The following is a 24268-nucleotide window of genomic DNA, read 5'->3' as shown; positions in this document are numbered from 1 at the left end:
GACCCTCGGTTGCGAAAGCAACTCACCCACGCGCGGGTGGCGGAATAGGTAGACGCGCTAGCTTGAGGTGCTAGTGCCCGTATAGGGCGTGGGGGTTCAAGTCCCCCCTCGCGCACAGAGAGAGAAACCCCGGCTCAGTCGGGGTTTCTCTCGTTTCGGGGATCAGGCCGCGGATACGCCGAAGAGCAGCCCGAGCGCATACGTCACGGCGGCCGCCCCGAAGCCGATCGCCAGCTGACGCAGCGCGCGTCGAAGCGGCGGCGCCCCCGAGAGCAGGCCCACGAGCGCGCCCGTCGCCAGCAGCGCGGCCCCCACCAGCACGAGCGCGAGCAGGACTGCTGCGAGCCCGGACAGCCCGAACAGCCAAGGCACCACGGGAATGATCGCGCCGGAGGCGAAGAACAGGAAGCTGGATGCCGCGGCCCCCCACGCACCCCCGACGATCTCGTGCTGTTCGGCGCTGCCGGGGCCTGCGCGATCCCGGTCTCCGGGTGCCGCCGCGCGAGCGGCCTCCAGGACGGTGCGCGCGCGTTCGATCGCCGCCGCGCTCGTCAGTCCGCGGGTGCGGTACACGAGCGCGAGCTCGTTCGCGTCCAGGTCCAGATCGGGCAGCACGTCGTCGGCGTACGCGCTGGGCTCGGTGGACGTCAACAGCTCGCGCTGCGACTTGACCGAGACGAATTCGCCCGCCCCCATCGAGAGTGCGCCCGCCAGCAGCCCCGCGACACCGCTGAAGAGCACGAACTGCGGGGCGACGCCCGTCGCCCCGATGCCCATCACGAGGGCGAGGTTCGAGACCAGACCGTCGTTCGCACCGAAGACCGCCGCGCGGAACGTGCCTGACAGGCGCCGCCGGCCCCGCGCCGCGAGACCGCGCACGACCTCATGGTGGATCTTCTCGTCCGCGCGCATGGCCGGGGTGGCGAACCGCTCCGCGTCGTACGGCGACCGCCCCTCCGCGTTCTGCGCGAGGGCGAGCACGAAGATCGTGCCGAAGCGACGCGCCATCCAGGCCAGCGCCCGCGTCCGCATGCCGGGGCCGGGCAGCTTGGCGGGTTCGCCGCCGAGCAGCGAGAGCCAGTGCGCCTCGTGACGGCGCTCCGCCTCGACGAGGGCCAGGAGAATCTCACGCTCCTCCCCGCTTTTGCGGGTCGCGAGCTCGCGGTATACGCGCGCCTCGGCGCGTTCATCGACGAGGTAGCGCGCCCACCGGCGGCGGTCGGCGGCGGTGGGGGTCTCGCTGACGGGCGCGATCATGCGGCCTCCAGATCGGCGGCGGGTGGTGGGGGGATCACTCCACCGTACGGTCGCGCCCGCCCGCGCGCCCGGCAGAGTCACGGATTGACAGCATTTCGGGGATCCGAACGGCGCCGTACCCCGCTCAGGAGCGGACGCGTTTGCGCAGCACCTCGATGCGCGCCTGCAGCTGCGCGACGGTCGCGTGCGACACGGCCGGACCCCCGCACGTCCGGCGCAGCTCGGCATGGACCATGCCGTGCGGCTCGCCGCTCTGGCGCGCGTAGAGACCCACGAGGCTGTTCAGCAGCTGCCGCTGCTCCTTCAGGCTGCGGTGAAGCGCCTGCGGCGGCAGGTGATCGGCCGGCTCCGCCTCTCCCCCGGGCCCTGTCGCCTCACGCTCCTTGCGGTGCCGCGACTGACGCGATTGCCGCTGCAGCAGCAGCTCGTGGACGTGCTCGGGCTCGAGCAGCCCCGGAATCCCGAGGAACTCCTCCTCCTCCGGCGTGCCGGGAACAGCCAGCTGGCCGAATTCCTTGCCGTCGTAGAGCACGCGGTCGAAGTGCGCGAGCGAGCCGAGCGCCTGGTAGGTGAACTCCTGCGTGAGGGCGTCGGAGGCCTTCTCCTCCCGCTCCGCGGCATCCATGAGGTCGTCGTCGAGCGCCCACTCGTCCTCGCCGTCCGCGTCGCGGTCGAGAGCATGATCCCGCTCGCGTTCCAGTTCGTTCGCGAGGGCGAGAAGGGGAGGCACGTTGGGGAGGAAGATACTGGCCGTCTCGCCGCGCCGCCGGGCCCGTACGAAGCGCCCGATGGCCTGCGCGAAGAAGAGGGGCGTCGAGGCGCTCGTCGCGTAGACGCCTACGGCCAGGCGAGGAACATCGACGCCCTCCGAGACCATGCGCACGGCCACGAGCCACCTCGAGGTCGAGGCCGAGAACGTCTCGATGCGCAGCGACGCCTCCGCCTCGTCCGAGAGCACCACCGTGGGCGGCTCGCCCGAGATGTCGGCGAGGATCGCGGCGTACGCGCGGGCGGCGGTCTGGTCGGTGGCGATGATGAGGCCGCCCGCGTCCGGGATCTGCTCCCGCACTTCGGTGAGCCTGCGATCCGCGGAGCGCAGGACGGCGGGGATCCAGTCGCCCTGCGGATCCAGCGCCGTGCGCCACGCCTGCGCGTTGACGTCCTTCGTGTTGTCCTGACCGAGATGCGCCTCCATCTCGTCGCCGGTGCGCGTTCGCCACCGCATCTTCCCGGCGTAGACGAGGAACATGACCGGGCGGACGACGCCGTCTTCGAGCGCGCGGCGATACCCGTAGGCGTAGTCGGTGCGGGAGATGCGGATGCCTTTGTCGTCCGGGTGGTACTCGACGAAGGGGATCGGGGCCGTGTCGCTGCGGAAGGGCGTTCCCGACAGGAGCAGCCGACGGGTCGCCCGCCCGTAGGCCTCCCGGAGGGCATCGCCCCAGCTGAGCGCATCCCCGCCGTGATGCACTTCGTCCAGGATGACGAGCGTGCGCGCGTCCTCGGTGAGCTGCTGGTGCACGGATGCCTTGACCGCCACCTGCGCGTACGTGACCGCGACGCCGTGGTAGTGCCGGGCGGGGACGCTGTGGCGATTGCTGAAGGCGGGATCGAGGCGCAGCGAGACGCGGGCCGCGGCATCCGCCCACTGGGTCTTGAGGTGCTCGGTCGGGGCCACCACGACGATGCGCGTCACGACCCGTCGTCGCAGCAGCTCCGTCGCCAGGCGGAGGGCGAAGGTCGTCTTCCCGGCGCCCGGGGTCGCCGCTGCGAGGAAGTCGCGCGGACCCTTGCCGGGGCCGTCCGGCCCGTCGAGGGCGAAGTACTCGTCGAGGGCCTCGGCCTGCCACGCGCGCAGGCGCTGCGCCGTCCCCCACGGGGCCCGCTGCGGGTAGGAGGGCGACAGGTGCTCCGCGGCGAAGCTGCCCACGTGGGCCGCGGTCGCCTGCTCCGTCATCCGTCTCCAGTCTCTTCGAACGCCGCGTGATCGGGCGCCCCGTTCCTTTGCCGCCGGGCACGGGCACCGGCACGGATGACCACGATAGACGACCCCGCGGACGTCGGGCCGCCCGTGGCACCCCGTGCCACCTGGTCGGAACCGGAGTGCCGGGGTAGTGTCGGAGGGTCCGCGAACCGAGGAGAGGCCCATGTCGTCGGAGGAGACGGATCTTCCTCACCGCACGCCCTACATCGCCAACACCGGAGCCCACCCCTGGCGCCGGTTCGTCGCGATCGGCGACTCCTTCACCGAGGGGATCGGCGATCCCGAGCCGAGCCTGGAGGGCGGGCACCGCGGCTGGGCCGATCGCGTCGCGGAGGTGCTCGCCATGCAGGTCGACGACTTCGCATACGCCAATCTCGCGGTCCGGGGGCGCCTGATCGGCCGCATCGTCGAGGAGCAGGTGGAGCCGGCCCTCGCGCTGACCCCCGACCTCGTGACGTTCTGCGCCGGCGGCAACGACATCATCCGCCCCGGCGCCGACCCCGATGCGGTGGCCGCCACCTTCGAGGACGGCGTCGCGCGGCTGTCCTCCCGGGGCGCGACGGTGGTCGTGTTCACCGGCATCGACGTCGCCTGGCAGCCGGTGTTCCGCTCGATGCGGGGCAAGATCGCGATCTACAACGAGAACCTGCGCGCGATCGCCGACAGGTACGACTGCATCGTCGCCGATCAGTGGGCGCTGAAGGAGATCCAGGATCCGCGCTTCTTCGACCCCGACCGTCTGCACCTGAACTCACTCGGCCACCACGAGGTCGCGCGCATGGTGCTGCGTGCGCTGAACGTCCCGAACGACCTCGTGCCCATGCAGCCGGATCCCCTGCCGATCACGACGTGGCGCACGGCGCGGGCCGGCGACCTGGTGTGGGCGCGCACCCACCTCGTCCCCTGGGTGCTGCGTCGCTTGCGGCACCAGTCCTCCGGCGACGAGGTGACGGCGAAGCGACCGGACGCACTGCCGTACAACCGCCTGACCGCACGCGCCTCGGCCGAGCGGTAGCGGCGTCAGCCCGCGGGCGGCACGCGAAGCGCCCAGAGCGCGACGGCGCTGGCGGCCGCGACATTGAGCGAGTCCACCCCTCCGGCCATCGGGATGGTCACGATCGTGTCCGCGGCCGCGAGGGCGGACCGGCTGAGGCCGTCGCCCTCCGCCCCGAGCACGAGAGCCACGCGGTCCGGCGGGGCGGCGGCGAATTGCTCGAGCCCGACGGCCCCGTCCGACAGCGCGAGGGCGGCGATGTGCCACCCCGCGCCCTGGAGGATGCCGCGGGCGTCGTCCCACTCGGGAAGGCGCGTCCAGGGCACCTGGAAGACCGTGCCCATGCTCACCCGGACGCTCCGCCGATAGAGCGGATCGGCGCAGCGCGGGGTGACCAGCACGGCGTCGGCACCGAGGCCCGCGGCGCCGCGAAAGGCAGCCCCGACGTTCGTGTGGTCGACGATGTCCTCGAGGATCAGCACGCGACGAGCAGCCGACAGCACGTCGGCGACCGGCCGGTCCGGCGGCCGGTGCATGGATGCGAGAAGACCCCGGTGCACCGCGTATCCCGTCAGCGACTCGGCGACCGCGGCATCCGTGAGGTAGATCGGCGCTTCGACGCCGGCGAGCAGCGCGCGCGCCTCCGGCAGCCACTTCTCCTGCACGAGCGTGGCGCGCGGCCGGTGACCCGCCGCCAGGGCGCGAGCGAGCACCTTGCCAGATTCGGCGATGTAGAGTCCGCCGGCGGGCTCGCTGATGCGCCGCAGCGCGACGTCGGTCAGGTCGCGGAAGTCCGCCAGGCGGGGGTCCGCGGGGTCGTCCACGCGCTCGACCCACGGTCCTCCGGCTTCCCGCACCCGTCCACGCTAGCCGACGGTCGCCACCGGCCGCCGGCGTAACATCCCGGTAAAGGAGGCCGCGTACACTTGCCGGACGCGAGGAGGACGCACCCCATGGTCTTGGTCACGCACGAGGGATCCCTGGCTACCGCCCAGGTCGGTCGAGCGATCGACGCCCTCGCGGGCCGCAGCCTCGCGATCCTCACGGGGGCGGGCGTCTCCACCGACTCCGGCATTCCGGACTACCGGGGACAGGGCGCTCCCACCCGGACTCCCATGACGGCCCAGCAGTTCCTGACCGATGCCGCCGCGCGGCGCCGGTACTGGGTCGGCAGCCATCTCGGATGGAAGGCCTTCTCGAGCGCGCAACCCAACCTGGGCCACACGGCGATCGCCCGGCTGGAGGCTTCGGGACTGTCCACCGGCGTCGTCACGCAGAACGTGGACGGTCTTCACGTGCGTGCCGGCAGCAGCCGGGTCGTCGAGCTCCACGGCACGATGCGCCGCGTCCTGTGCACGCGCTGCGGGCAGGTGTTCGACCGCCGCGACATCGCCGAGCGGGTGGAGATCGACAATCCGTGGGTCGCGGTCCCGGAGAACGTCCCGCTCGGCCCCGATGGAGACGTGCTCCCGGCGAGCACGGACGATTTCGTCATCCCCGATTGCACGGTGTGCGGCGGAATGCTCAAGCCCGACGTCGTGTTCTTCGGGGAGTTCATCCCGGCCGAGAAGTTCCGCGAGGCGGAGCAGCTCGTGCACCGCAGCGAGGCCCTCGTCGTCGCCGGGTCCTCGCTCGTGGTCAACTCCGGCATCCGCCTGGTGGAACGCGCCCGCCGACGACGCCTGCCCGTCATCATCGTCAACCGGGGATCGACGCGTGCGGATGCCAAGGCGACCGTGAAGGTGGATGCCGGGGCCAGCGAGGTGCTCGACGCGTTCGCGTCCGCGCTTCCCGCCGCGCGCTGAGCCGCCGGCGGTGCCCGTAGGATCGAGGGGATGACGACCCTCACGATCGTGCGCCACGGACAGACGGACTGGAACCTCGCACACCGCATCCAGGGGGCCACGGACATCCCCCTCAACGACACGGGTCGGGACCAGGCGCGGGCCATCGGCGACGTCCTCGCCGAGACGCTGACGGGCGTCGGGGCGCGGGTCGTCTCCAGCGATCTCGAGCGAGCGCGCGAGACCGCGGCGATCATCGGCGGGCGGATGGGCGTCGAGTCCGCGCCGGCGCGCGTGTACCCCGAGCTTCGAGAGCGCTCGTACGGCGAGGCGGAAGGAATGCTCGTGGCGGACTTCATCGAGCGCTTCGGTGCCGGCCCCCGCGACGACGTGCCAGGCGCGGAATCCCGCCCGGACCTCCGCTCCCGCGCGCTGCGGGCCGTGCGCCGGGTCGTGCGCGATGTGCGTGCGGAGACCGCGCCCGCCCCCGCCGCGGTCGTCGTCGTCTCGCACGGGGCGCTCATCCGCGAGCTCATCGGTCACGCCTCCAGCGACGCCGCTCCCCTGCCCGGCGAACGCCTGGAGAACGGCTCCGCCCACACATTCCTCGTCGAGCGCAACGGGATGAGGCTGCTTTCCTACACGGCGGTGGCGGCGTAGCCACCGCTCCTGATGCTCGGCCCCCGCAGACGTCGTTACGATCGGCGATGACGGAGGGATCGAAATGGACGACGGCAGGGAGGACTCACCCGGCGGGAAGCCCGCCCGCGATGTGACCGAGGCGCGTGAGAGCCGCCCGCGCGAGCGGAGCCGCCGCGACTTCCTGCGCGCCGGGGGTCTCACCGCGGCCGGCTTCATCGCGGGGGCGGCGGCGGGTGGCGCGGTCGGCGCCGCGATCGCGGGCTCGGTAGCCGAGGGCTCACCCGGCGCCGCCCCGGACGTGCGCGACGAACCCGGATTAGCGCACGTCGTCGTGCTCATGGGTGAGAACCGTTCGTTCGACAACATGTTCGGCTGGCTCTACACGCCCGATACCCTCCCCGCCGGCCGGAGCTTCGAGGGGCTCGCATTCGGCGACTACTCCAACCCCGCTCCGGACGGCACGCCGGTGCCCGCGCACGTCTACAGCGGCGCGACCGACACGATCATGGGTCTTCCGAACCCCGACCCCGGCGAGGAGTACCCGCACGTCAACACGCAGCTCTTCGGGATCGTCGATCCCGCGGAGAACTCGCGGCTCTGGGTCGAGGAGATGAGTCATCCCTACAACTCCCCCTCGGTGGGAGCGACACCGACGATGGACGGCTTCCTGCGCGACTACCGCATCAACTACGAGCGGCTCAACCGCGGCACCGCACCGACGGACGATCAGGCGAACCAGATCATGGGCGGTTTCTCCCCCGACATGCTCCCCGTGCTCTCCACGCTCGCTCGCGAGTTCGCGGTGTTCGATCACTGGTTCGCGGCCGTGCCGAGTCAGACCTACTGCAACCGTTCGTTCTTCCACGCGTCGACTTCGCACGGCTTCGTCACGAACAAGCACGGCGGCGGGTACGGAAAGTGGCTGGACGCCGACCCGGCGCCGACCATCTTCAACCGGCTCGAGGAGGCCGGGCAGTCGTGGCGGATCTACTTCGACGAACTCCAGCTGGTCTCCCTCACGGGCGTCATGCACGCTCCAGTGCTGGAGGAGTACTGGAAGACCGGCCGCTTCGCCTACATGACGCAGTTCTTCGAGGATGCCGCGTCCGGCGCCCTTCCCGCCTACGCGTTCATCGAGCCGCGGATGGTCTACAACCACAACGACTTCCACCCGCCGTTCGGGGCGCTCCGGGAGAGCGACGTCGACGGGGAGTACCTCGCCGACTCCGCCGTCTCCGATGTGCGGGCCGGCGAGGCCCTCGTCGCGAGCGTCTACGACGCCATCCGCACGAGCTCCGCGCCGAACGGCTCGAATGCGCTGAACACGCTGCTGCTCATCACCTTCGACGAGCACGGCGGGACGTACGATCACGTCCCGCCGCCGACGGCGACACCCCCGCACGCGGATGCGCCCGCGGGCGAGATGGGTTTCACGTTCGACCGGCTCGGTGCACGGGTCCCCGCCATCGCGGTATCGGCGTACACGCGGGCGGGCACGATCATCCAGGACGAGATGCATCATGCCGCCGTCATCCGCACCCTCTGTCGCCTGCACGGGCTGCAGCCCCTGACGCGCCGCGATGCGGCCGCGAACGATCTCTTCTCCGTCGTGAACCTGGACGCGCCCCGCGACCCCGCCACGTGGCCCCTCGTGCACCCCATGTGGGTGCAGCCGAACGCGGAGGAGGACTCCCTCGCCGACCTCGCACACGGCAAGCACCGCCTCAAGCCGCTGAGCCAACCCGGCAAGGGACTGCTCGGGCTCCTCCTCGCCCGCTACGGGCCACCGGACGCCCCGGAGCCGCAGACGTATGCGGATGCCTACGAGGTGCTCCGCACCCACGGCCTCGGTCTCTTCTTCCCCAAGACCGACGCGACCCCGGCGGCCACTCCCTCCCCGAGCACCGCTTCTCCGGCCTAGTGGCAGGTCCGGGCGGGCGGGCGTGCGCGCATGCGTCGATGATTCGCACCTCGCTCAACGTCCTGCGCACATACTGAGCATCCTGCGTCGGATGCACGGACCGCCGCGTGATAAAGTTCAGCATCATGAGCAAGCTCGACCATGTGGACCTCGCCCTCCTGAGCGCCCTCTCCGACGACCCGCGCGCCACGGTCGTGGGGCTCTCCGAACGCTTGGGGCTGTCGCGGAACACCGTCCAGGCCCGCATGGCCAAGCTCGAGCGCAGCGGGGTCTTCCTCTCCTTCGAGCGAACGATCGCCCCGCACACGCTCGGCTTCCCGCTTCAGGCCGCGATCTCGGTGCTCGTCCGCCAGACCGAGCTGCCCGGCATCGCGGCGGCACTCGCGGAGATCCCCGAGATCATCCAGGCGTACGGTCTCAGCGGTCAGGTCGATCTGCTCGTGCACGTGGCCTGTCGCGATGCCCGGCACCTGTTCGACGTCGACGCCCGCATCCTCGCGGTCCCGGGCGTGGAGCGCACCGAGACGTCGCTCGTGATGGGCGAGGTCATCCCGTACCGCGTCTCACCGCTCATGGCGACGGCGCAGACGGCATAGCCAGCGCATCCGGTGAGGGCGTTCCCGCGCGGACCAGCACGACACCGGCGACGATGAGCACGCCGCCCGCCGCCTGCACGAGGGTCGGCGCCTCGGCCAACAGGATCCACGCGAACAGGACGGCGAAGAGGACTTCCGCGAGCCCCACGAAAGCCGCAAGTCGGGCTCCGATCCGCAGCACCGCGAGCACGCTCAATGAGTACGCCACCGCCGTCGCGACCACGGCGACCCACCCGAGGGGGACGAACCACGGGACGACCATTCCACCGAGGGGCACCGACACCGGCGGCGCCGCATACGGAAGCAGGCCGGCCAGGCACAGCAGCCCGGTGATCACGGCGCCCGCCGCCATTCCCGCGGCGACCAGCGTCAGCGGTGCGATCCCCTCCCCCGCGTGCTCCGAGAGCTGATAGTAAACCGCCATCGACACGGCCGCCCCGAGCGCCAAGCCGACGCCGATCGCGTCGAACGAGGCCCCTGACAGATCGATGACGAGGATCAGACCGCACACGCTCGCGGCCGTGCCGGCCAGCACCGAGCGGCGGGGCGCGCGCCGCGTCCGCGCCCAGATCCAGGCGACGATGAGCACCGGGGCGAGGTACTGCACGAGGAGGGCCACCGCCACGGGCATCCGTTCGATCGCGGAGAGGTGAAGTACCTGGCAGCCGACCACACCCGTCGCGGCGAAGCCCAGGATGAGCGCACCGTGTCTCCGGAGAAGTCCGGGGTCCCGACGCAGGGCGATGACGAGCACCGGAAGCAGGACGAGTGCGGCCCCTGCCATGCGCCACAGCGCCGCGGCGCCGGGCGTCCATCCCGCCTCGAGGAGCGGTTTGAGGAAGGAGCCGCTCGAAGCGAAGGTCACGGCCGACGCGAGACCGAGGAGGATGCCTCGGCGCACCGACGACACGCCCCCAGCAACGCCGACGGGCACGGGGAGGGTGTGCGCCACGGCCGGCCGCCTGTCAGGAGTGAATGATGGGTACGATCGTGACAGTAGTGCCGCCTACTGTCAGGAGTCAATATGGTCTTCATCCATGACACGGAGGCCGCCCTCCGCGCGGCCTCCGATCTCGTGAACACGCATCCGGACGCGTCGTTCGAGCGCGAGGACTCGCTGACGAGCGCCGCCGACCTCGATGCCTTCCTCCAGACCCACCGGTACTCGGGAACCCTCCGCCGCGACGCCGCCGAGCTGGAGGAGCTGCGGGCGATCCGACCGCGGCTGAGGGCGCTGTGGCTCACCGATCGCACGGGGGCGGTCCCGCTCGTCAACGGCATGCTGCGGGACGGGGCTGCCCTGCCGAGACTCGTCATCCATGACGATTACGACTGGCACATCCACGCCACCACCGACGACGCACCGCTGGCCACCCGCATCCTGGTGGAGGCCGCCATGGCGTTCGTGGACATCATCCGCGCGGATGCGTACGAGCGGGTTCGCCTCTGCGACGCGGGCGACTGCGACAGCGTCTACATCGACTTCTCCCGCAACGGGTCCAAGCGCTACTGCGACTCCGGCAACTGCGGCAACCGGATGAACGTCAACGCGTACCGGAGACGGCGGGCTCGTCGAGGAACCGACTGATCGCCCGCGCGGCGGGCACGGGCGTCTCGTAGTGGATGAGGTGCCCCACGCCGTCGATCTCCACCAGCTGCGCGCGCGGGAAGACCTCGGCCAGGCGACGCACCGCCGAGATCGGGGTGATGTCGTCCTGCACGGCCGCCACGAGGAGGGTCGGTCGATCGATCCGGGCCGCCGACTGGCTCACATCGTGGGACACCGACGTGACGAACGCCTCGTGCAGCACGTCCCGATCGGCGAACCGGGAGAAGTACCGGCGGTGCTGGTCGTGCACGAAGGCCCTCAGCCCGCGGTCGCGGGTCTTGGCCATCGCCTCGCTCATGATCCGCACGACGAGCCCGTTGCGTAGAAGAGCCTCGCCGGGGCGCCGGGGAAGCCGCGCGCCCGCCGCGTAGTAACCGATGGCCAGACGCGTCAGGATGCCGCGGGGTCCCTCGAGCGCGGGAGCGCCGATCGGATTGATCAGGACGAGGCCCGGCGTCTCGAGCCCGTCCGCGACGGCGGCCGCGGCGACGATCGACCCGAACGAATGACCCAGGACGACGGCGCCGGGGGCGACGAGATCGCTGAACGCGTGCAACCACGCGACGTAGGTGTCGAGGTCGTGTCGGCGCCCGGGGATCGGATCCGTCTCACCGAAACCCGGGAGGTCGGGCATGATCGTCCTCACCTGCGGAAGATGCGCGACGACGGGCTCGAGACCATGATGCTCGCCGCGGAAGCCGTGGATCGCGAGGACGGTGTGCGGGGCGTCATCCTGCCCGTACACCCAGAACGCCGTCCGACCGCCGAGCACCTCCACCTCGTCCCGGCGCACGGGCACGGCGGACAGGGCGTCCCGGTACGGGTGGATCGACTGCACTCGTCGAGTCTACGAACACCTCGGAGTGCCGGTGCACGGAGCGCCTGCGCACCGGTGTCGGACGGCGCCCATAACGTGGACCGCATGCAGCCCGTCGCGCCCGAGCCGCTCTTCGACGACGACTTCCTCGACGCCCCCCGCGCCGTCGCGTACGCCTCCTCCCCCGCGCCGCCGGTCGTCGCGAGTGCGACGTGGTGCGACCGCATCGGCGTGTTCGACCTGGAGACGACGGGTGTCGACGTGGCGGAGGACCGCATCGTGACGGCGCACGTGGGGGTGCTGGATGCCGAGGGCGGTCTCGTCCGTCAGTACACGTGGCTCGCCGATCCGGGGGTCGATATCCCCGACGGCGCCACCGCCGTGCACGGCATCACGACGGCGCACGCACGGGCGCACGGGCGTCCTTCCCGCGAGGTGGTCGGGGAGATCGTCGCCGCACTGCGCGCCATCTTCGCCGAGGGACTGCCGGTTGTCGCCTACAACGCCCCGTTCGACTTCTCGATGCTCAAGTACGAGGCGCTGCGCAACGGGCTCCCGCCGATACTCGACCCTTCGCCGGTCATCGATCCGCTCGTGCTCGACAAGTGCGTCGACCGGTACCGCAAGGGCAAGCGCACGCTCGATGCCGTCTGCGCGCACTACGAGGTCGTTCTCGAGGCGGCGCACACGGCAGCGGCCGACGCCGTGGCCGCCGGCCGGGTGGCGCAGGTGCTTGCACAGCGCTTCGCGGATCGTCTGCCCGCCGACGGCGCGAGCCTTCACACGAGCCAGATCGCCTGGGCGCGGGCGCAGGCGGAGAGTCTGACCGAGTACTTCGTCCGCATCGGCCGCATCGACAAGGACGACCGGCTTGACGGCTCCTGGCCGATCCGCTGACGCGCTCGCCGTGAACGAGAAGGGGCCCCGCGGCGCATGCCGGGGGCCCCTTCTGCTGCGGCCTACTTGCCGAAGTTCTTGAAGCGCTGGTTGAACTTCTCGACGCGACCGGCCGAGTCCATGATGCGCTGCTTGCCCGTGTAGAAGGGGTGCGACGCGGAGGAGATCTCGACGTCGATCACGGGGTACTCCGTGCCGTCGAGCTCGATGGTCTTGTCGCTCGACACCGTGGAGCGGGTGAGGAACGTCTCGCCCGACGCGAGGTCGCGGAAAACGACGGCCTGGTAGTCGGGGTGGATGTCAGTCTGCATGGCGGTTCCTTGAGCGTGGACGGATGACGGGAAGTCTGCGGTGCGCACGGCACCAAGGATCTACTTTACCAGATGACCCGCGTCGAGAGTGGATCAGGCGGCGCGGGCGGTGAAGCGCCCGTCGCTCCCGCTGAGCGTGATGGGGACGCCGAAGGTGTCGCTCAGATGGTCGGCCGTCAGGGTGTCCGCGATCGGCCCCGCCGCGACCGCCGCGCCGTCACGGAGCAGCATGACGTGCGTGAACCCGACGGGAATCTCCTCCACGTGGTGCGTCACCATGATCATCGCCGGCGTGGTCGGCGCCTGCGCATACCCTCCCAACAGGGACAGCAGCTCTTCACGGGCCCCGAGATCGAGGCTGGCCGTCGGTTCGTCGAGGAGGAGAAGCTCGGGATCGGTCATCACCGCGCGGGCGATCTGAACGCGCTTCTGCTCCCCGTCCGACAGCGTTCCGAACGTGCGGTCGGCGAGGTGGTCGAGGTGCCACTCGGCGAGGACGCGCAGCGCGCGGCGCTCGTCGATGTCCTCGTACTCCTCGGTCCATCGACCGGTCACCGAGAACGCCGCGGTCAGCACGGAGTCCAGCACGCTCTCCTCGCGAGGGATGCGGCGGGCCATCGCCGACGACGCGAATCCGATGCGCGGGCGGAGCTCGAACACGTCGGTGCGCCCGAGGCGCTCCCCCAGCACGTCCACCTCGCCCGAGGACGGGTGCAGCAGCGTGTCCGCGAGCTGCAGCAGGGTCGTCTTGCCCGCCCCGTTGGGCCCGAGGATCACCCAGCGTTCGTCGTGCGCCACGTCCCAGTCCAGGTGATCGACGATGTTTCGGCCGTCTCGGCGCACGACGACGTCTCGGAACTGCAGGACTGGGGCCATGCGGCCCAGCCTAACGGCTCGCGCCGCGCTCATCGGGAAGCGGCGACGACCGTTGCGTACAGCTCCGCGGTCTGTGCCGCGATCTGCGTCCAGCTGAACCGCTCGGCCGCACGCCGGCGCCCCGCCTCGCCGAATTCGCGCGCACGGTGGCGGTCGGCGGTGACCTCGGTGAGCGCGGACGCCAGGTCGGCCACGAAGCGGTCTGGATCGATCGGCGTGCCCGTGCCGTCCTGCATCTGCTCGATCGGGACCAGCCGGCCCGTCACGCCGTCTTCGACGACCTCCGGGATGCCGCCGGTCGCCGTGCCCACGACGGCCGCGCCGCACGCCATCGCTTCGAGGTTGACGATCCCGAGCGGTTCGTAGACGGAGGGGCACACGAACGTCGTCGCGGCCGTCAGCAGCACCCGCAGCTCTCGCCGGGAGAGCACCCGATCGTGCCAGATCACCCCGTCCCGGCTCTCCTGCAACCGCCGCACGGCGTCCTCGACCTCCGCCAGGATCTCCGGCGTGTCCGGGGCGCCGGCGCAGAGCACCAGCTGCACGTCCGGCGGGAGGTGCGCCGCCGCCCGGAGGAGGTACGGAAGGCCCTTCTGGCGGGTGATGCGGCCGACGAAGACGATCGAGGGCCGGTCGGCATCGACACCGAGCGCGCTCAGGGTCTCCGGATCCTCCAGCGGCGCCCACTCCCCGGTGTCGATCCCGTTGTAGATGACGTGCACCTTGGCCGGGTCGATCTCCGGGTAGCAGCGCAGGATGTCGGAGCGCATGCCGCCCGACACGGCGACGACGGCCGAGGCGGACGTGTACGCGGTGCGCTCGACCCAGCTCGAGACGGCGTATCCGCCGCCGAGCTGCTCCGCCTTCCACGGCCGCAGCGGCTCCAGGCTGTGCGCCGACACGATGTGCGGGATGCCGTGCAGCAGCGCCGCCGTGTGGCCTGCGAAGTTGGCGTACCACGTGTGCGAATGCACGAGATCCGCGCCGGCGATGTCCCCGACCATGGCGAGATCGACCCCGAGCGTCTGGATGGCGGTGTTGGCCTGGGACAGTTCGGCCGGCACTGCGTAGGCTGTCGTTCCGGCCTCCTCGCGCCGTGCGCCGAACGCGCGCACACGCACGTCGATCCGCTCTCGGAGAGCGCGCACCAGTTCGGCGACATGCACTCCCGCACCCCCGTAGACCTCGGGCGGATACTCCTTCGAGACGATGTCGACGCGCATGATAGCAACGCTAGTACGCGCGCGTTCGGGGGGCCTAGTGTGGAGGCATGCCTACGACGCCGAAGGTCTTCGGAATCATCCTCGCCGGAGGCGAGGGCAAGCGCCTCATGCCGCTGACGGCCGACCGGGCCAAGCCTGCGGTGCCCTTCGGCGGCCAGTACCGCCTCATCGACTTCGCGATATCCAACCTCGTCAACGCCGGCCTGCGACAGCTCGTCGTCCTGACGCAGTACAAGTCGCACAGCCTCGACCGGCACATCTCGCAGACGTGGCGTCTCTCGCCGATGCTCGGTGCCTACGTGGCCTCCGTGCCGGCGCAGCAGCGGCTCGGCAAGCGGTGGTTCTCCGGATCGGCGGACGCGATCCTGCAGAGCCTGAACCTCATCAACGACGAGAAGCCCGACATCGTCGTGGTCATCGGCGCCGACCACGTGTACCGCATGGACTTCAATCAGATGCTCGACGCGCACATCGAATCCGGGGCGCGGGCGACCGTCGCCGGCATCCGCCAGCCGATCTCGCTGGCGGACCAGTTCGGCGTCATCGCGGTCGATCCGGCCGACCCCACTCGCATCTCCGAGTTCCTCGAGAAGCCGCAGAACCCCACGGGACTGGCGGATGCGCCGCACGAGGTCCTCGCATCGATGGGCAACTACATCTTCGACGCCGATGCGCTCATCGAGGCCGTCGAGGCCGACGGCGAGGTCGCCACGTCCAACCACGACATGGGAGGCGACATCGTGCCGTACTTCGTCTCGCGCGGCGAGGCGGGCGTGTACGACATGAAGCGCAACGACGTTCCGGGTTCCACCGACCGCGATCGCGCCTACTGGCGGGACGTGGGGACGATCGATTCGTTCTTCGACGCCCACATGGACCTGATCTCGACGCTGCCGATCTTCAACCTGTACAACACCGACTGGCCGATCCACTCGCAGGCCGTCAACTCGCCGCCGGCGAAGTTCGTGCGCGACTCGGTGGGTCGCATCGGCAACGCGATCGACTCCATCGTCTCGCTCGGGTCCGTGCTCTCCGGCACCCACCTCGAGCGCAGCGTCGTGGGGCCGTGGACCCTCGCCGGCGGCGGATCGACGATCACCGATTCGGTGCTCTTCGATCACGTGCAGGTCGGACCCGGCGCGCGCATCCACCGGGCCATCCTCGACAAGGGCGTCGTGCTCGCGCCCGGCGCGACCGTCGGCGTGGATCGCGAACGCGATCTCGCCCGGGGATTCACCGTGACGGATTCGGGCATCACGGTCGTCGGCAAGAACGTGCGCGTCGAGCACTGACGCCCTCCCCCGCCCGCGGGCGCTAGCCTCGGGGGGTGAATTCCGCCCGGCTGCTCGTCGTTCTCGACGCCGATTCCACGCTCATCCGCAACGAGGTCATCGAGTTGCTCGCCGACGAGGCGGGCCGCGGTGCCGAGGTCGCCGCGGCCACCGAGGCCGCGATGCGCGGCGAGGTCGACTTCGCGGAGAGCCTGCGCGCACGGGTCGCGGCCCTGCGGGGGGTGCCCGTCGAGGCGTTCGCCCGCGTCCTCGCCCGGATCGAGCCGACCCCGGGCATCGGCGACCTGGCCGCCGCGGTGAAGGCGCGCGGCGGCATCCTGGCGGTCGTCTCCGGCGGATTCCACGAGATCCTCGACGAGATCGCCCCCTCCCTCGGCGTCGACGTGTGGCGCGCAAACCGACTGGAGATCGGCGAGGGCGCCCTGACGGGCCGTGTCGAGGGAGACATCGTGGATGCCGCGGCCAAAGCCGCGTCCCTGCGCGAATGGGCCGCGCTCTACGGGGTGCCCGCCGGCGCGACCGTCGCCGTCGGCGACGGCGCGAACGACCTGCTGATGATGGAGACTGCTGCGCTCGGGCTCGCGTTCAACGCCAAGCCCGCGGTGCGTGCCCGCGCCGACCTCGTCGTCGGGCCCCTCGACCTGTCGCAGATCGTGCCGCTGCTGCCCGCGGGAGCGCGCCAGTAGGCTGGTCCGGTCCCACCCCCGATCCCAGGAGCAGCATGTCGACTGATCGCGTCGTCCTCGTCACCGGCGGAAACCGCGGCATCGGTCGTGCCATCGCCGCCCGATTCGTCGCGGAGGGCTACGCCGTGGCCGTCACGGCGCGCTCCGGCGAGGGTCCCGAGGGCGCGCTGACCGTCCGAGCCGACGTCACCGACGCGGAGAGCCTCGATCGCGCCTATGCCGAGGTCGAGGAGAAGCTCGGTCCTGTCGGCATCGTCGTCGCCAACGCCGGCATCACGAAGGACACGCTGCTGCTGCGCATGACGGAGGACGACTTCGACCAGGTCGTGTCCACGAACCTCGGTGGCGCCTTCCGCGTCGTCAAGCGGGCCGCGAAGGGCATGCTGAAGGCGCGGTGGGGCCGCGTCATCCTCATCTCGAGCGTCGTGGGCCTCTACGGCTCGGCCGGCCAGATCAACTACTCGTCGTCCAAGAGCGGGCTGGTGGGCTTCGCACGCTCGCTCACCCGGGAGCTCGGTGGACGGGGGATCACCGCAAACGTCGTCGCGCCCGGATTCATCGAGACGGACATGACCGCGGCGCTGCCGGAGGACACCCAGGCCGAATACAAGCGGAGCATCCCCGCCGGGAGATTCGCCACCGCCGATGAGGTCGCCGGCGTCGTCACGTGGCTCGCATCGGATGACGCGGCGTACATCTCCGGTGCGGTGATCCCCGTCGACGGCGGTCTCGGGATGGGCCACTAGCCCTCACCGCCGCCCCGGCGCCCTCACCAGCGAGAGACAGACCCACGGTACGAGGATGACGGCGATCCGTCGACGCTGGCCCTTTGACACGCGCGAGGACATCCTGCCACGCTGAGATCGATCAGAGAGGACACCCGTGAGCACAACTCCCCCCTACCCCGACGCCCCCGGATACGGAGGCAGCCCCGCTGCGCAGACCAACACGCTCGCCGTCGTCTCGCTCGTCAGCGCGATCGTCGGCATGCTGCTCGTGCCGCTCATCGGGTCGATCGTCGCCGTGATCACAGGCCACATGTCCCTCGGTCAGCTCAAGACCAGTGGCGAGCAGGGGCACGGTCTTGCCCTCGCGGGGACGATCATCGGGTGGGTCGGGATCGGCGCCGCCGTCCTCGGCATCATCCTGCTCGCGATCTTCCTGCCGCTGTTCTTCACCGCCGTCGCCACCACGACCCCCGTCTCCTGAGCGGCTCCGACGGCCCGGGGGCGGCGTACCCTGGAAGCTATCGTGAGAGCGCCCGCCAGCCACTTGACCAGCACCTCGTTGCCGCAGTCACCGAGGGACGAGGCCGCCGCGCGCCTTCGTCGCTACGCGGTCACGATGGGCATACGCATCGCGTGCTTCCTGCTCATGGCCTTCGTCACCCCCTACGGCTGGTGGACCTGGGTATTCGCCGCGGGGGCCATCCTGTTGCCGTACGTGGCCGTGGTGCTCGCGAACGTGGGCATGGACGCCCGGGAGCCGCGGGCGGAGTCGCCCGAACGAGCCCTGCCCGGCGCGCCGGAATCCGCACCGCGCACGGCCGCGCCAGCCGCGTCGCCGTCGGTGATCCGCATTCAGGAATCGCCCGAGGCGAGACCTGTGCAAGACCAGAATGCGGGAGCATGAGCGTGACGAACCCGTGCTCGCGGGCCGGCTGCCGCGCAGACGCCTCGTGGCAGGTCCGCTGGCGCAACCCGCGCATCCACGCAGCGGATCGCCGCAAGACCTGGCTGGCGTGCCCCGATCACGTCGACTACCTGCGCGACTACCTCGCGGCGCGCGACTTCCCGGTCGAGGTCGCGCCCTTCGTGCCGGGGACGAGCTCATGACCTCGCGCGGCGTCAGCATGCAGCGGCTGCCGACGGCGGGCCGATGGAGCATCTACATCGCTCTCGCCGTCGCCTTCGCGATCGCGTGCGCCTTCCTCGCCGTGTGGCAGTTCGACCGCAACGAGGAGCGCGCCGGCGAGCTGGCCCTCGTCGCCGCCAACTACGACGCCGAGGTCGTTCCGGTGGGCGAGCTGCTCACCGGAACCGACGACTTCGCGCCGGGCGATGAGTGGCGACCGGTGCTCCTCCGCGGCGAGTACATGGCCGACGATCAGGTCTACGTGCGCAACCGGCCCCACGGCGGGACGAGCGCCTTCGAGGTGCTGACGCCGTTTCTCGCCGACGACGGCAGGATCTTCGTGATCGACCGGGGGTGGGTGCGTCCCGCCGAGGAGGGCTCCGGCCCGTCGGCCGCACCTCCACCGCCCGAGGGGACGGTGGAGGTCATCGTGCGGCTGCGGCCCGGCGAGGCCCTGCCCGCCTCCGGGCGCGGCGCGCCGGAGGGACAGGTCCCGACCATCAACCTGCCGCTCATCGCGGAACGGACGGGCGACGCGACGGTGGTCTCCTCCTACGGGATGCTGGTGTCGGAGGAGCCCGCGACAGCGGCTCGGCCGACCGCGATCGCGGCGCCCACGGAGGATCCCGGGCCCCACCTGTCGTACGCGATCCAGTGGATCCTCTTCGCGGTGATGGGATTCGTCTTCATCGCCTACGTCATCCGCACCGAAGTCGCCCACCGCCGCGAAAGCGCGTCCGATTCGCGCGAGCTGCCCGCTCCCTCCCGTCGCGACCGTGACATGGAGGACGAAGACGCGCTGCTGGATGCCGCATCCTCCGCGCGCTGATCAGGCCAACGTGATCAGGTCCGCGTACTCGCGGTTCCAGATGTCCTCGACGCCGTCGGGCAGGATCAGGACACGCTCCGGATTGAGCGCCTCCACGGCGCCCTCGTCGTGCGAGACGAGGACCACGGCCCCCTCGTAGTGGGAGAGCGCCCCGAGGATCTCCTCGCGGGAGGCGGGGTCGAGGTTGTTCGTCGGCTCGTCGAGCAGCAGCATGTTCGCCGAGGAGACCACGAGCGTGGCGAGCGAGAGGCGGGTCTTCTCTCCCCCCGAGAGGACGCCTGCAGGCTTGAGGACGTCGTCGCCGGTGAAGAGGAACGAGCCGAGAACCTTGCGCGCCTCGGTCGCGGTGATGTCCGGCGCGGCCGACATCATGTTCTCGAGGACGCTGCGGTCCACGTCGAGGTTCTCGTGCTCCTGCGCGTAGTAGCCGACCTTGAGCCCGTGCCCGGGTTCGAGCTGGCCGGTGTCCGGCTGATCTACTCCGGCCAGGATCCGCAGCAGCGTCGTCTTCCCCGCGCCGTTGAGGCCGAGCACGACGACCTTGGAGCCGCGATCGATCGCGAGATCGACATCCGTGAAGATCTCGAGCGAGCCGTACGACTTCGACAGCCCGGACGCCATGAGCGGAGTCTTCCCGCACGGCGCCGGCTTGGGGAACCGCAGCTTGGCGACCCGGTCGTCCTGACGGACGTCGTCGAGGCCGGACAGCATCTTCTCGGCTCGCGCGACCATCTGGTGGGCCGCCGCGGCCTTCGACGCCTTCGCGCCGAAGCGCGCCGCCTGCTGCTGCAGCGCCGTCGCCTTCTTCTCGACGTTCGCGCGCTCCTTCTTGCGCCGCTCCTCGTCGGCGACGCGCTGACGCAGGTAGTTCTTCCAGTTCATGTTGTAGACGTCGATGACCTGGCGGTTCGCATCGAGGTAGAACACCCGGTTGACGGTCTCGCCGACGAGCTCGACGTCGTGGCTGATCACGATGAGGCCCCCGCGATAGCCGCGAAGGAACTCCCGCAGCCACACCACGCTGTCGGCGTCGAGGTGGTTGGTGGGCTCGTCCAGGATCATCGTCTGCGCGTCGGAGAACAGGATGCGCGCGAGCTCGATCCGGCGTCGCTGACCGCCCGACAGAGTGCTCAGCGGCTGATCGAGGATGCGGTCCGGCAGCGAGAGGTTGTGAGCGATCGAGGCGGCCTCCGCCTCCGCGGCGTAGCCGCCCAGCGCCTCGAATCGCTCGGTGAGCTGACCGTAGCGACGCATCGCCTTCTCGGCGACCTCCGGATCGGCGTCCCCCATCGAGAGCGACGCCTCCTGCATCCCGACGCTGAGGCGGCCGAGACCTCGCGCATCCAGGATCCGCGTGCGCGCCAGGTCCTCCGGGTCGCCCGAACGGGGGTCCTGGGGCAGGTAGCCGAGCTCTCCTGCGCGATCCACGCGGCCCCCGGAGGGCAGCGCGTCTCCGGCGAGAACCTTCGTCAGGGTCGTCTTGCCCGCGCCGTTGCGGCCCACGAGACCGATCTTGTCGCCCGGTCCGACCCGGAAGCTCACGTCGGACATCAGCAGGCGGGCACCCACGCGGATCTCGAGGTCGTGCACGGCGAGCACAGCAGATGTCCGTTTCGTCGGTGGGTGGAGTACAAAGGGTGGCAGATAGCCAGCCCCCTAGTATAAAACGCGAGTCGCCCCCGCGACGCCGCCCCACCCCGTCTCGCCCCGTCGAAGGAGCTCCATGTCGTCGCTCGCCGCACAGCCCTCCCGCCGCGTCCTCGCCGATCTGATCACGCGCCCTGCCACTCGCAGCCGCGCCGTCGCCGTGGATGTGGGGCTCGTCGTCGCCGGCGCCGCGCTCGTGGCGCTCCTGGCGAAGGTCGCCGTGCCGATGTGGCCGGTCCCCATCACGGGGCAGACCCTCGGCGTCATCCTCGTCGGAGCCGCTCTCGGCTCGCGGCGCGGCACCGCCGCGCTGACGACCTACATGCTCGCGGGGCTCGCCGGGGCGCCCGTGTTCGCCACCGCCCTCGCCGGCCCCGCCTACGTCCTCTCGCCGTCCTTCGGGTTCATCGTCGGCTTCATCCCCGCCGCGTTCGTCGCGGGCTGGGTCGCCGAGCGGGCCTGGGATCGCCGCCCCGCCCTCGCGTTCCTCGGGTTCCTGGGGGCCAGCGTCATCCCCTTCCTCGTCGGCGTCCCCTACATGGCGCTCATCCTTGCCACCGTCGTCGGTGCGGAAGTCACGCTCGGATCGGTCCTCGCCGCAGGAGTCACGCCGTTCATCGTGGGCGGCATCGTGAAGGCCGCCGCCGCCGCCCTGCTCATCCCGCTCGCATGGCGCGGAGTCGGCGCCCTCGACGCCCGCAAGTGACGCGCGGTTAGGCGTCGACGAGAGCGCCGATACGCTCGACCGCCTCGGTGAGCACCTCGGGTGAGCACCCGATGTTGAAGCGCACGTGTCCGCGGCCCTCGTCGCCGAAGGCCGGTCCGTAGTGGAGCGCTACCCGCGCCTCTCGCAGGATCCGGGTGGACGGGTTGTCCCCCCAGCCCAGTCCGCCCAGATCGACCCAGGCCAGGAATCCCGCATCGGGCATCCGGTACCGGGCGCCCGGCACGTGCCGCGAGAGCAGATCTGCGAGCAGGCGCCGGTTCTCGTCGATGGCGGCCAGAGCGGAGTCCAGCCACGCGTCGCTCTCAGGGGCGAAGGACGCGACGGCGGCCATGGCACCGAAGAGGCCGGTGCGCCACTCCACCTCTGCGGGGAGCGATCGAAGGACACGCGCGTGCTCGTCGTCCCCCGCGATCATGAGGGCGCACTTGAGCCCCGCCAGATTGAACGCCTTGCTGGCGCTGGTCACGGCGAATCCCACCCGCGCGGCCGTCGGGGAGGCGTCGAGGAAGGGCGTGAAACCCGTTCCGGGGTAGGCCAGCGGCGCGTGGATCTCGTCGCTGATGACGGTGGCGCCGAAGCGATCCGCTGCCTCGGCGATCTTTGCCAGAGCCTCGCGGCCGTGCACCGTGCCGGTCGGATTGTGCGGGTTGCACAGCAGAACCGCTCGCGCGCCACCAGCGAGGGCGGCCTCGATGCCTGCCAGGTCGAGCTCGTGACCGGACGGACCGGCGCGCAGGGGCACGCGCTCGACGACTCCGCCCGCCTCGGGAACGGCGTCGTAGAAGGGCGGATACACGGGTGGGGTCACGACCACGCGGTCGCCGGGCTCGATGACCCGCCGCAGCAGTTCTACGACGCCCATGATCACGTCGCCGGTCGTGCGGATCCGGTCGGGGCGCGGCGCCCATCCGAAGCGGCGCCCGGCGAACGCGACATATGCGTCGCGCACACCGGGGTCGGGCGGCGTGTATCCGGTGTCCCCCAGCGTCACCGCGCGCGCGAGCCGCGCGGTGATGGCCGGCGCGAGGGGGAAGTCCGTCTCCGCGACGAAGAGCGGCAGCACGTCTGCGGGATACGTCCGCCACTTCGTGCTCGAGCGTTCGCGGAGTTGTTCGAGGGGAAGGGCCTTCAGCGGTGTGACACGCACGGCATCGAGCCTACCGACCGGCTCTCGCGCGATGCGCGACGGGCGTCAGATGGCGAAACCGAGCGCCCTCATCATGTCGCGCCCGTCGTCGGTGATCCGCTCGGGGCCCCACGGCGGCATCCACACCCAGTTGATGCGGAACCGGTCCACGACGTCGTCGAGCGCCTGCGCGGTCTGCTCCTCGAGCACGTCGGTGAGCGGGCACCCCGCGCTGGTCAGGGTCATGTGGATGACGAGGGCGTCGTTCTCGTCATCCCAGGCGAGGTCGTAGATCAGGCCCAGGTCGACGACATTGATCCCGAGTTCCGGGTCCATGACGTCCTTGAGCGCCTCGGTGACCTCGTCGAACTTCTCCGGAGTGAGCGTCGCGGTCATAGGAGAGACCTTACGCCTCGGCGCCGGAGGCCGGCTCGAGGAATCGGTCGTAGCCTTCGTCCTCGAGGCGCTCGGCGAGCTCGGGGCCGCCTTCCTCGACGATGCGGCCCGCTACCATGACGTGCACGAAGTCCGGGTGGATGTAGCGCAGGATGCGGGTGTAGTGCGTGATCAGCAGCACCCCGAGTCCGGTGTGCTCCTTCGCGCGGTTCACGCCCTCCGAGACGATCTTGAGCGCGTCGACGTCAAGGCCGGAGTCGGTCTCGTCGAGCACGGCGATCTGCGGCTTGAGGAGCTCTAGCTGGAGGATCTCGTGCCGCTTCTTCTCTCCGCCGGAGAAGCCTTCGTTGACGTTGCGCTCCGCGAACTTCGGGTCCATGCGCAGGTTCTTCATGGAGCCCTTGACGTCCTTGATCCAGGTGCGGATGCCGGGCGCCTCGCCGTCGATGGCCGTTTTCGCCGTGCGGAGGAAGTTGCTCACCGTGACCCCGGGGATCTCCACGGGGTACTGCATGGCCAGGAAGAGGCCCGCGCGGGCCCGCTCGTCCACGCTCATCGCGAGCACGTCCTCGCCGTCGAGGGTGATCGAGCCCTGCGTGACGGTGTACTTCGGGTGTCCCGCGATCGTGTAGGCGAGAGTCGACTTTCCGGAGCCGTTGGGCCCCATGATGGCGTGGGTCTCGCCCTTGCGCAGGGTGAGGGTGACGCCGTTGAGGATGGGCGTCTCGCCCGCCTCCGTCTCGACGGTGACGTGCAGGTCGCGGATTTCAAGGACAGACATGGGGGTTCCTTCGATGGGG

The 24268-nt window shown here is 70.6% G+C and carries 27 protein-coding genes and 1 tRNA gene; 16 read left to right on the top strand and 12 right to left on the bottom strand.

What is annotated here, in order from left to right; translation table 11 throughout:
- Window positions 1-30: 30 nt before the first annotated feature.
- Window positions 31-115: transfer RNA gene (locus ACIGCK_RS07290), tRNA-Leu, on the top strand.
- Between the two features lie 47 nt (window positions 116-162).
- Here ACIGCK_RS07290 and ACIGCK_RS07285 read toward each other — a convergent pair.
- Both ACIGCK_RS07285 and ACIGCK_RS07280 read right to left on the bottom strand, forming a co-directional pair.
- A complete protein-coding gene (locus tag ACIGCK_RS07285) occupies window positions 163-1257 on the bottom strand; it encodes a VIT1/CCC1 family protein (protein WP_396664991.1) in 1095 nt (364 codons plus the stop codon).
- Window positions 1258-1381: 124 nt separating this feature from the next.
- Entirely contained in the window at window positions 1382-3214 is a 1833-nt protein-coding gene (locus ACIGCK_RS07280) for a DEAD/DEAH box helicase (protein ID WP_396664990.1), read from the bottom strand.
- A gap of 190 nt (window positions 3215-3404) precedes the next feature.
- Between ACIGCK_RS07280 and ACIGCK_RS07275 the strand changes: the two genes are divergently transcribed.
- Window positions 3405-4256 carry an SGNH/GDSL hydrolase family protein gene (locus ACIGCK_RS07275; protein WP_396664988.1) on the top strand — a complete coding sequence of 284 codons (852 nt, stop codon included), beginning with the start codon at window positions 3405-3407 and terminating at the stop codon, window positions 4254-4256.
- A gap of 5 nt (window positions 4257-4261) precedes the next feature.
- Here the strand turns inward: ACIGCK_RS07275 and ACIGCK_RS07270 are convergent, their stop codons facing one another.
- Window positions 4262-5092, bottom strand: coding sequence for a TrmH family RNA methyltransferase (locus tag ACIGCK_RS07270; protein ID WP_396664986.1), 831 nt, complete (start codon window positions 5090-5092; stop codon window positions 4262-4264).
- Between the two features lie 96 nt (window positions 5093-5188).
- Between ACIGCK_RS07270 and ACIGCK_RS07265 the strand changes: the two genes are divergently transcribed.
- From ACIGCK_RS07265 to ACIGCK_RS07250, 4 genes are all read left to right on the top strand, one after another.
- Window positions 5189-6040, top strand: coding sequence for a Sir2 family NAD-dependent protein deacetylase (locus tag ACIGCK_RS07265; protein WP_396664984.1), 852 nt, complete (start codon window positions 5189-5191; stop codon window positions 6038-6040).
- Between the two features lie 30 nt (window positions 6041-6070).
- A complete protein-coding gene (locus tag ACIGCK_RS07260) occupies window positions 6071-6679 on the top strand; it encodes a histidine phosphatase family protein (protein ID WP_396664982.1) in 609 nt (202 codons plus the stop codon).
- 64 nt (window positions 6680-6743) lie between these two features.
- Window positions 6744-8582: an alkaline phosphatase family protein gene (locus tag ACIGCK_RS07255; RefSeq protein ID WP_396664980.1), complete on the top strand. Its 1839-nt coding sequence runs from the start codon at window positions 6744-6746 to the stop codon at window positions 8580-8582.
- 125 nt (window positions 8583-8707) lie between these two features.
- On the top strand, window positions 8708-9178 hold the full coding sequence (locus ACIGCK_RS07250; RefSeq protein WP_396664978.1) for an Lrp/AsnC family transcriptional regulator: 471 nt from the start codon (window positions 8708-8710) through the stop codon (window positions 9176-9178).
- Here ACIGCK_RS07250 and ACIGCK_RS07245 read toward each other — a convergent pair.
- Window positions 9153-10130, bottom strand: coding sequence for a DMT family transporter (locus tag ACIGCK_RS07245; protein WP_396664976.1), 978 nt, complete (start codon window positions 10128-10130; stop codon window positions 9153-9155). The two genes, ACIGCK_RS07250 and ACIGCK_RS07245, sit on opposite strands and share 26 nt — an antisense overlap.
- A 72-nt stretch (window positions 10131-10202) precedes the next feature.
- Here ACIGCK_RS07245 and ACIGCK_RS07240 point away from each other — a divergent pair, with 72 nt between their 5' ends.
- Window positions 10203-10766, top strand: a complete 564-nt coding sequence (locus ACIGCK_RS07240; RefSeq protein WP_396664974.1) for a CGNR zinc finger domain-containing protein — start codon at window positions 10203-10205, stop codon at window positions 10764-10766.
- On the opposite strand, the gene ACIGCK_RS07235 is transcribed toward ACIGCK_RS07240, so the two are convergent.
- Window positions 10723-11625 carry an alpha/beta fold hydrolase gene (locus tag ACIGCK_RS07235; protein WP_396664972.1) on the bottom strand — a complete coding sequence of 301 codons (903 nt, stop codon included), beginning with the start codon at window positions 11623-11625 and terminating at the stop codon, window positions 10723-10725. The genes ACIGCK_RS07240 and ACIGCK_RS07235 overlap by 44 nt on opposite strands.
- A gap of 84 nt (window positions 11626-11709) precedes the next feature.
- Between ACIGCK_RS07235 and ACIGCK_RS07230 the strand changes: the two genes are divergently transcribed.
- Entirely contained in the window at window positions 11710-12501 is a 792-nt protein-coding gene (locus ACIGCK_RS07230) for an exonuclease domain-containing protein (RefSeq protein ID WP_396664970.1), read from the top strand.
- Between the two features lie 62 nt (window positions 12502-12563).
- Here the strand turns inward: ACIGCK_RS07230 and ACIGCK_RS07225 are convergent, their stop codons facing one another.
- From ACIGCK_RS07225 to glgA, 3 genes are all read right to left on the bottom strand, one after another.
- Complete coding sequence (locus tag ACIGCK_RS07225; RefSeq protein ID WP_330169629.1) at window positions 12564-12812, bottom strand: type B 50S ribosomal protein L31; 249 nt, start codon at window positions 12810-12812, stop codon at window positions 12564-12566.
- A 93-nt stretch (window positions 12813-12905) separates the two neighbouring features.
- Window positions 12906-13688, bottom strand: a complete 783-nt coding sequence (locus ACIGCK_RS07220; protein WP_396664968.1) for an ABC transporter ATP-binding protein — start codon at window positions 13686-13688, stop codon at window positions 12906-12908.
- 29 nt (window positions 13689-13717) lie between these two features.
- Complete coding sequence (glgA, locus tag ACIGCK_RS07215) at window positions 13718-14911, bottom strand: glycogen synthase (protein ID WP_396664966.1); 1194 nt, start codon at window positions 14909-14911, stop codon at window positions 13718-13720.
- Window positions 14912-14958: 47 nt separating this feature from the next.
- Here glgA and ACIGCK_RS07210 point away from each other — a divergent pair, with 47 nt between their 5' ends.
- From ACIGCK_RS07210 to ACIGCK_RS07180, 7 genes are all read left to right on the top strand, one after another.
- On the top strand, window positions 14959-16203 hold the full coding sequence (locus ACIGCK_RS07210; protein WP_330169632.1) for a glucose-1-phosphate adenylyltransferase: 1245 nt from the start codon (window positions 14959-14961) through the stop codon (window positions 16201-16203).
- 35 nt (window positions 16204-16238) lie between these two features.
- Window positions 16239-16889 (top strand): phosphoserine phosphatase SerB, encoded by a 651-nt coding sequence (serB, locus tag ACIGCK_RS07205; RefSeq protein ID WP_396664964.1) that lies wholly within the window; start codon window positions 16239-16241, stop codon window positions 16887-16889.
- Window positions 16890-16924: 35 nt separating this feature from the next.
- The gene (locus ACIGCK_RS07200) at window positions 16925-17635 is read left to right on the top strand and encodes a beta-ketoacyl-ACP reductase (RefSeq protein ID WP_396664962.1); all 711 of its coding nucleotides are present in this window, start codon (window positions 16925-16927) and stop codon (window positions 17633-17635) included.
- Window positions 17636-17771: 136 nt separating this feature from the next.
- A complete protein-coding gene (locus ACIGCK_RS07195; protein WP_396664960.1) occupies window positions 17772-18098 on the top strand; it encodes a DUF4190 domain-containing protein in 327 nt (108 codons plus the stop codon).
- A 42-nt stretch (window positions 18099-18140) separates the two neighbouring features.
- Entirely contained in the window at window positions 18141-18521 is a 381-nt protein-coding gene (locus ACIGCK_RS07190; protein ID WP_330169636.1) for a DUF3099 domain-containing protein, read from the top strand.
- Window positions 18518-18724 carry a hypothetical protein gene (locus ACIGCK_RS07185; protein ID WP_396664958.1) on the top strand — a complete coding sequence of 69 codons (207 nt, stop codon included), beginning with the start codon at window positions 18518-18520 and terminating at the stop codon, window positions 18722-18724. The genes ACIGCK_RS07190 and ACIGCK_RS07185 overlap by 4 nt, the downstream gene beginning before the upstream one ends.
- Window positions 18721-19572 carry an SURF1 family protein gene (locus tag ACIGCK_RS07180; RefSeq protein WP_396664956.1) on the top strand — a complete coding sequence of 284 codons (852 nt, stop codon included), beginning with the start codon at window positions 18721-18723 and terminating at the stop codon, window positions 19570-19572. Before ACIGCK_RS07185 ends, ACIGCK_RS07180 begins: the two co-directional genes overlap by 4 nt.
- Here the strand turns inward: ACIGCK_RS07180 and ACIGCK_RS07175 are convergent, their stop codons facing one another.
- Window positions 19573-21171, bottom strand: a complete 1599-nt coding sequence (locus tag ACIGCK_RS07175) for an ABC-F family ATP-binding cassette domain-containing protein (protein WP_396664954.1) — start codon at window positions 21169-21171, stop codon at window positions 19573-19575.
- Window positions 21172-21295: 124 nt separating this feature from the next.
- Here ACIGCK_RS07175 and ACIGCK_RS07170 point away from each other — a divergent pair, with 124 nt between their 5' ends.
- Entirely contained in the window at window positions 21296-21925 is a 630-nt protein-coding gene (locus tag ACIGCK_RS07170; protein ID WP_396664952.1) for a biotin transporter BioY, read from the top strand.
- 7 nt (window positions 21926-21932) lie between these two features.
- Here ACIGCK_RS07170 and ACIGCK_RS07165 read toward each other — a convergent pair whose 3' ends face one another.
- The 3 genes from ACIGCK_RS07165 to sufC are packed head-to-tail and all read right to left on the bottom strand — an operon-like array spanning window position 21933 to window position 24249.
- Window positions 21933-23093, bottom strand: coding sequence for a MalY/PatB family protein (locus tag ACIGCK_RS07165; protein WP_396664950.1), 1161 nt, complete (start codon window positions 23091-23093; stop codon window positions 21933-21935).
- A 45-nt stretch (window positions 23094-23138) separates the two neighbouring features.
- On the bottom strand, window positions 23139-23468 hold the full coding sequence (locus tag ACIGCK_RS07160) for a metal-sulfur cluster assembly factor (RefSeq protein ID WP_330169642.1): 330 nt from the start codon (window positions 23466-23468) through the stop codon (window positions 23139-23141).
- A gap of 10 nt (window positions 23469-23478) precedes the next feature.
- Window positions 23479-24249, bottom strand: coding sequence for a Fe-S cluster assembly ATPase SufC (sufC, locus tag ACIGCK_RS07155; protein WP_330169643.1), 771 nt, complete (start codon window positions 24247-24249; stop codon window positions 23479-23481).
- Between the last annotated feature and the right edge of the window lie 19 nt (window positions 24250-24268).

Source organism: Microbacterium sp. NPDC078428 (assembly GCF_044542535.1).
GTDB lineage: Bacteria > Actinomycetota > Actinomycetes > Actinomycetales > Microbacteriaceae > Microbacterium > Microbacterium limosum.
Note: the sequence above shows the minus strand (reverse complement) of the source record. Positions and strands in the feature narration are given on the sequence as shown.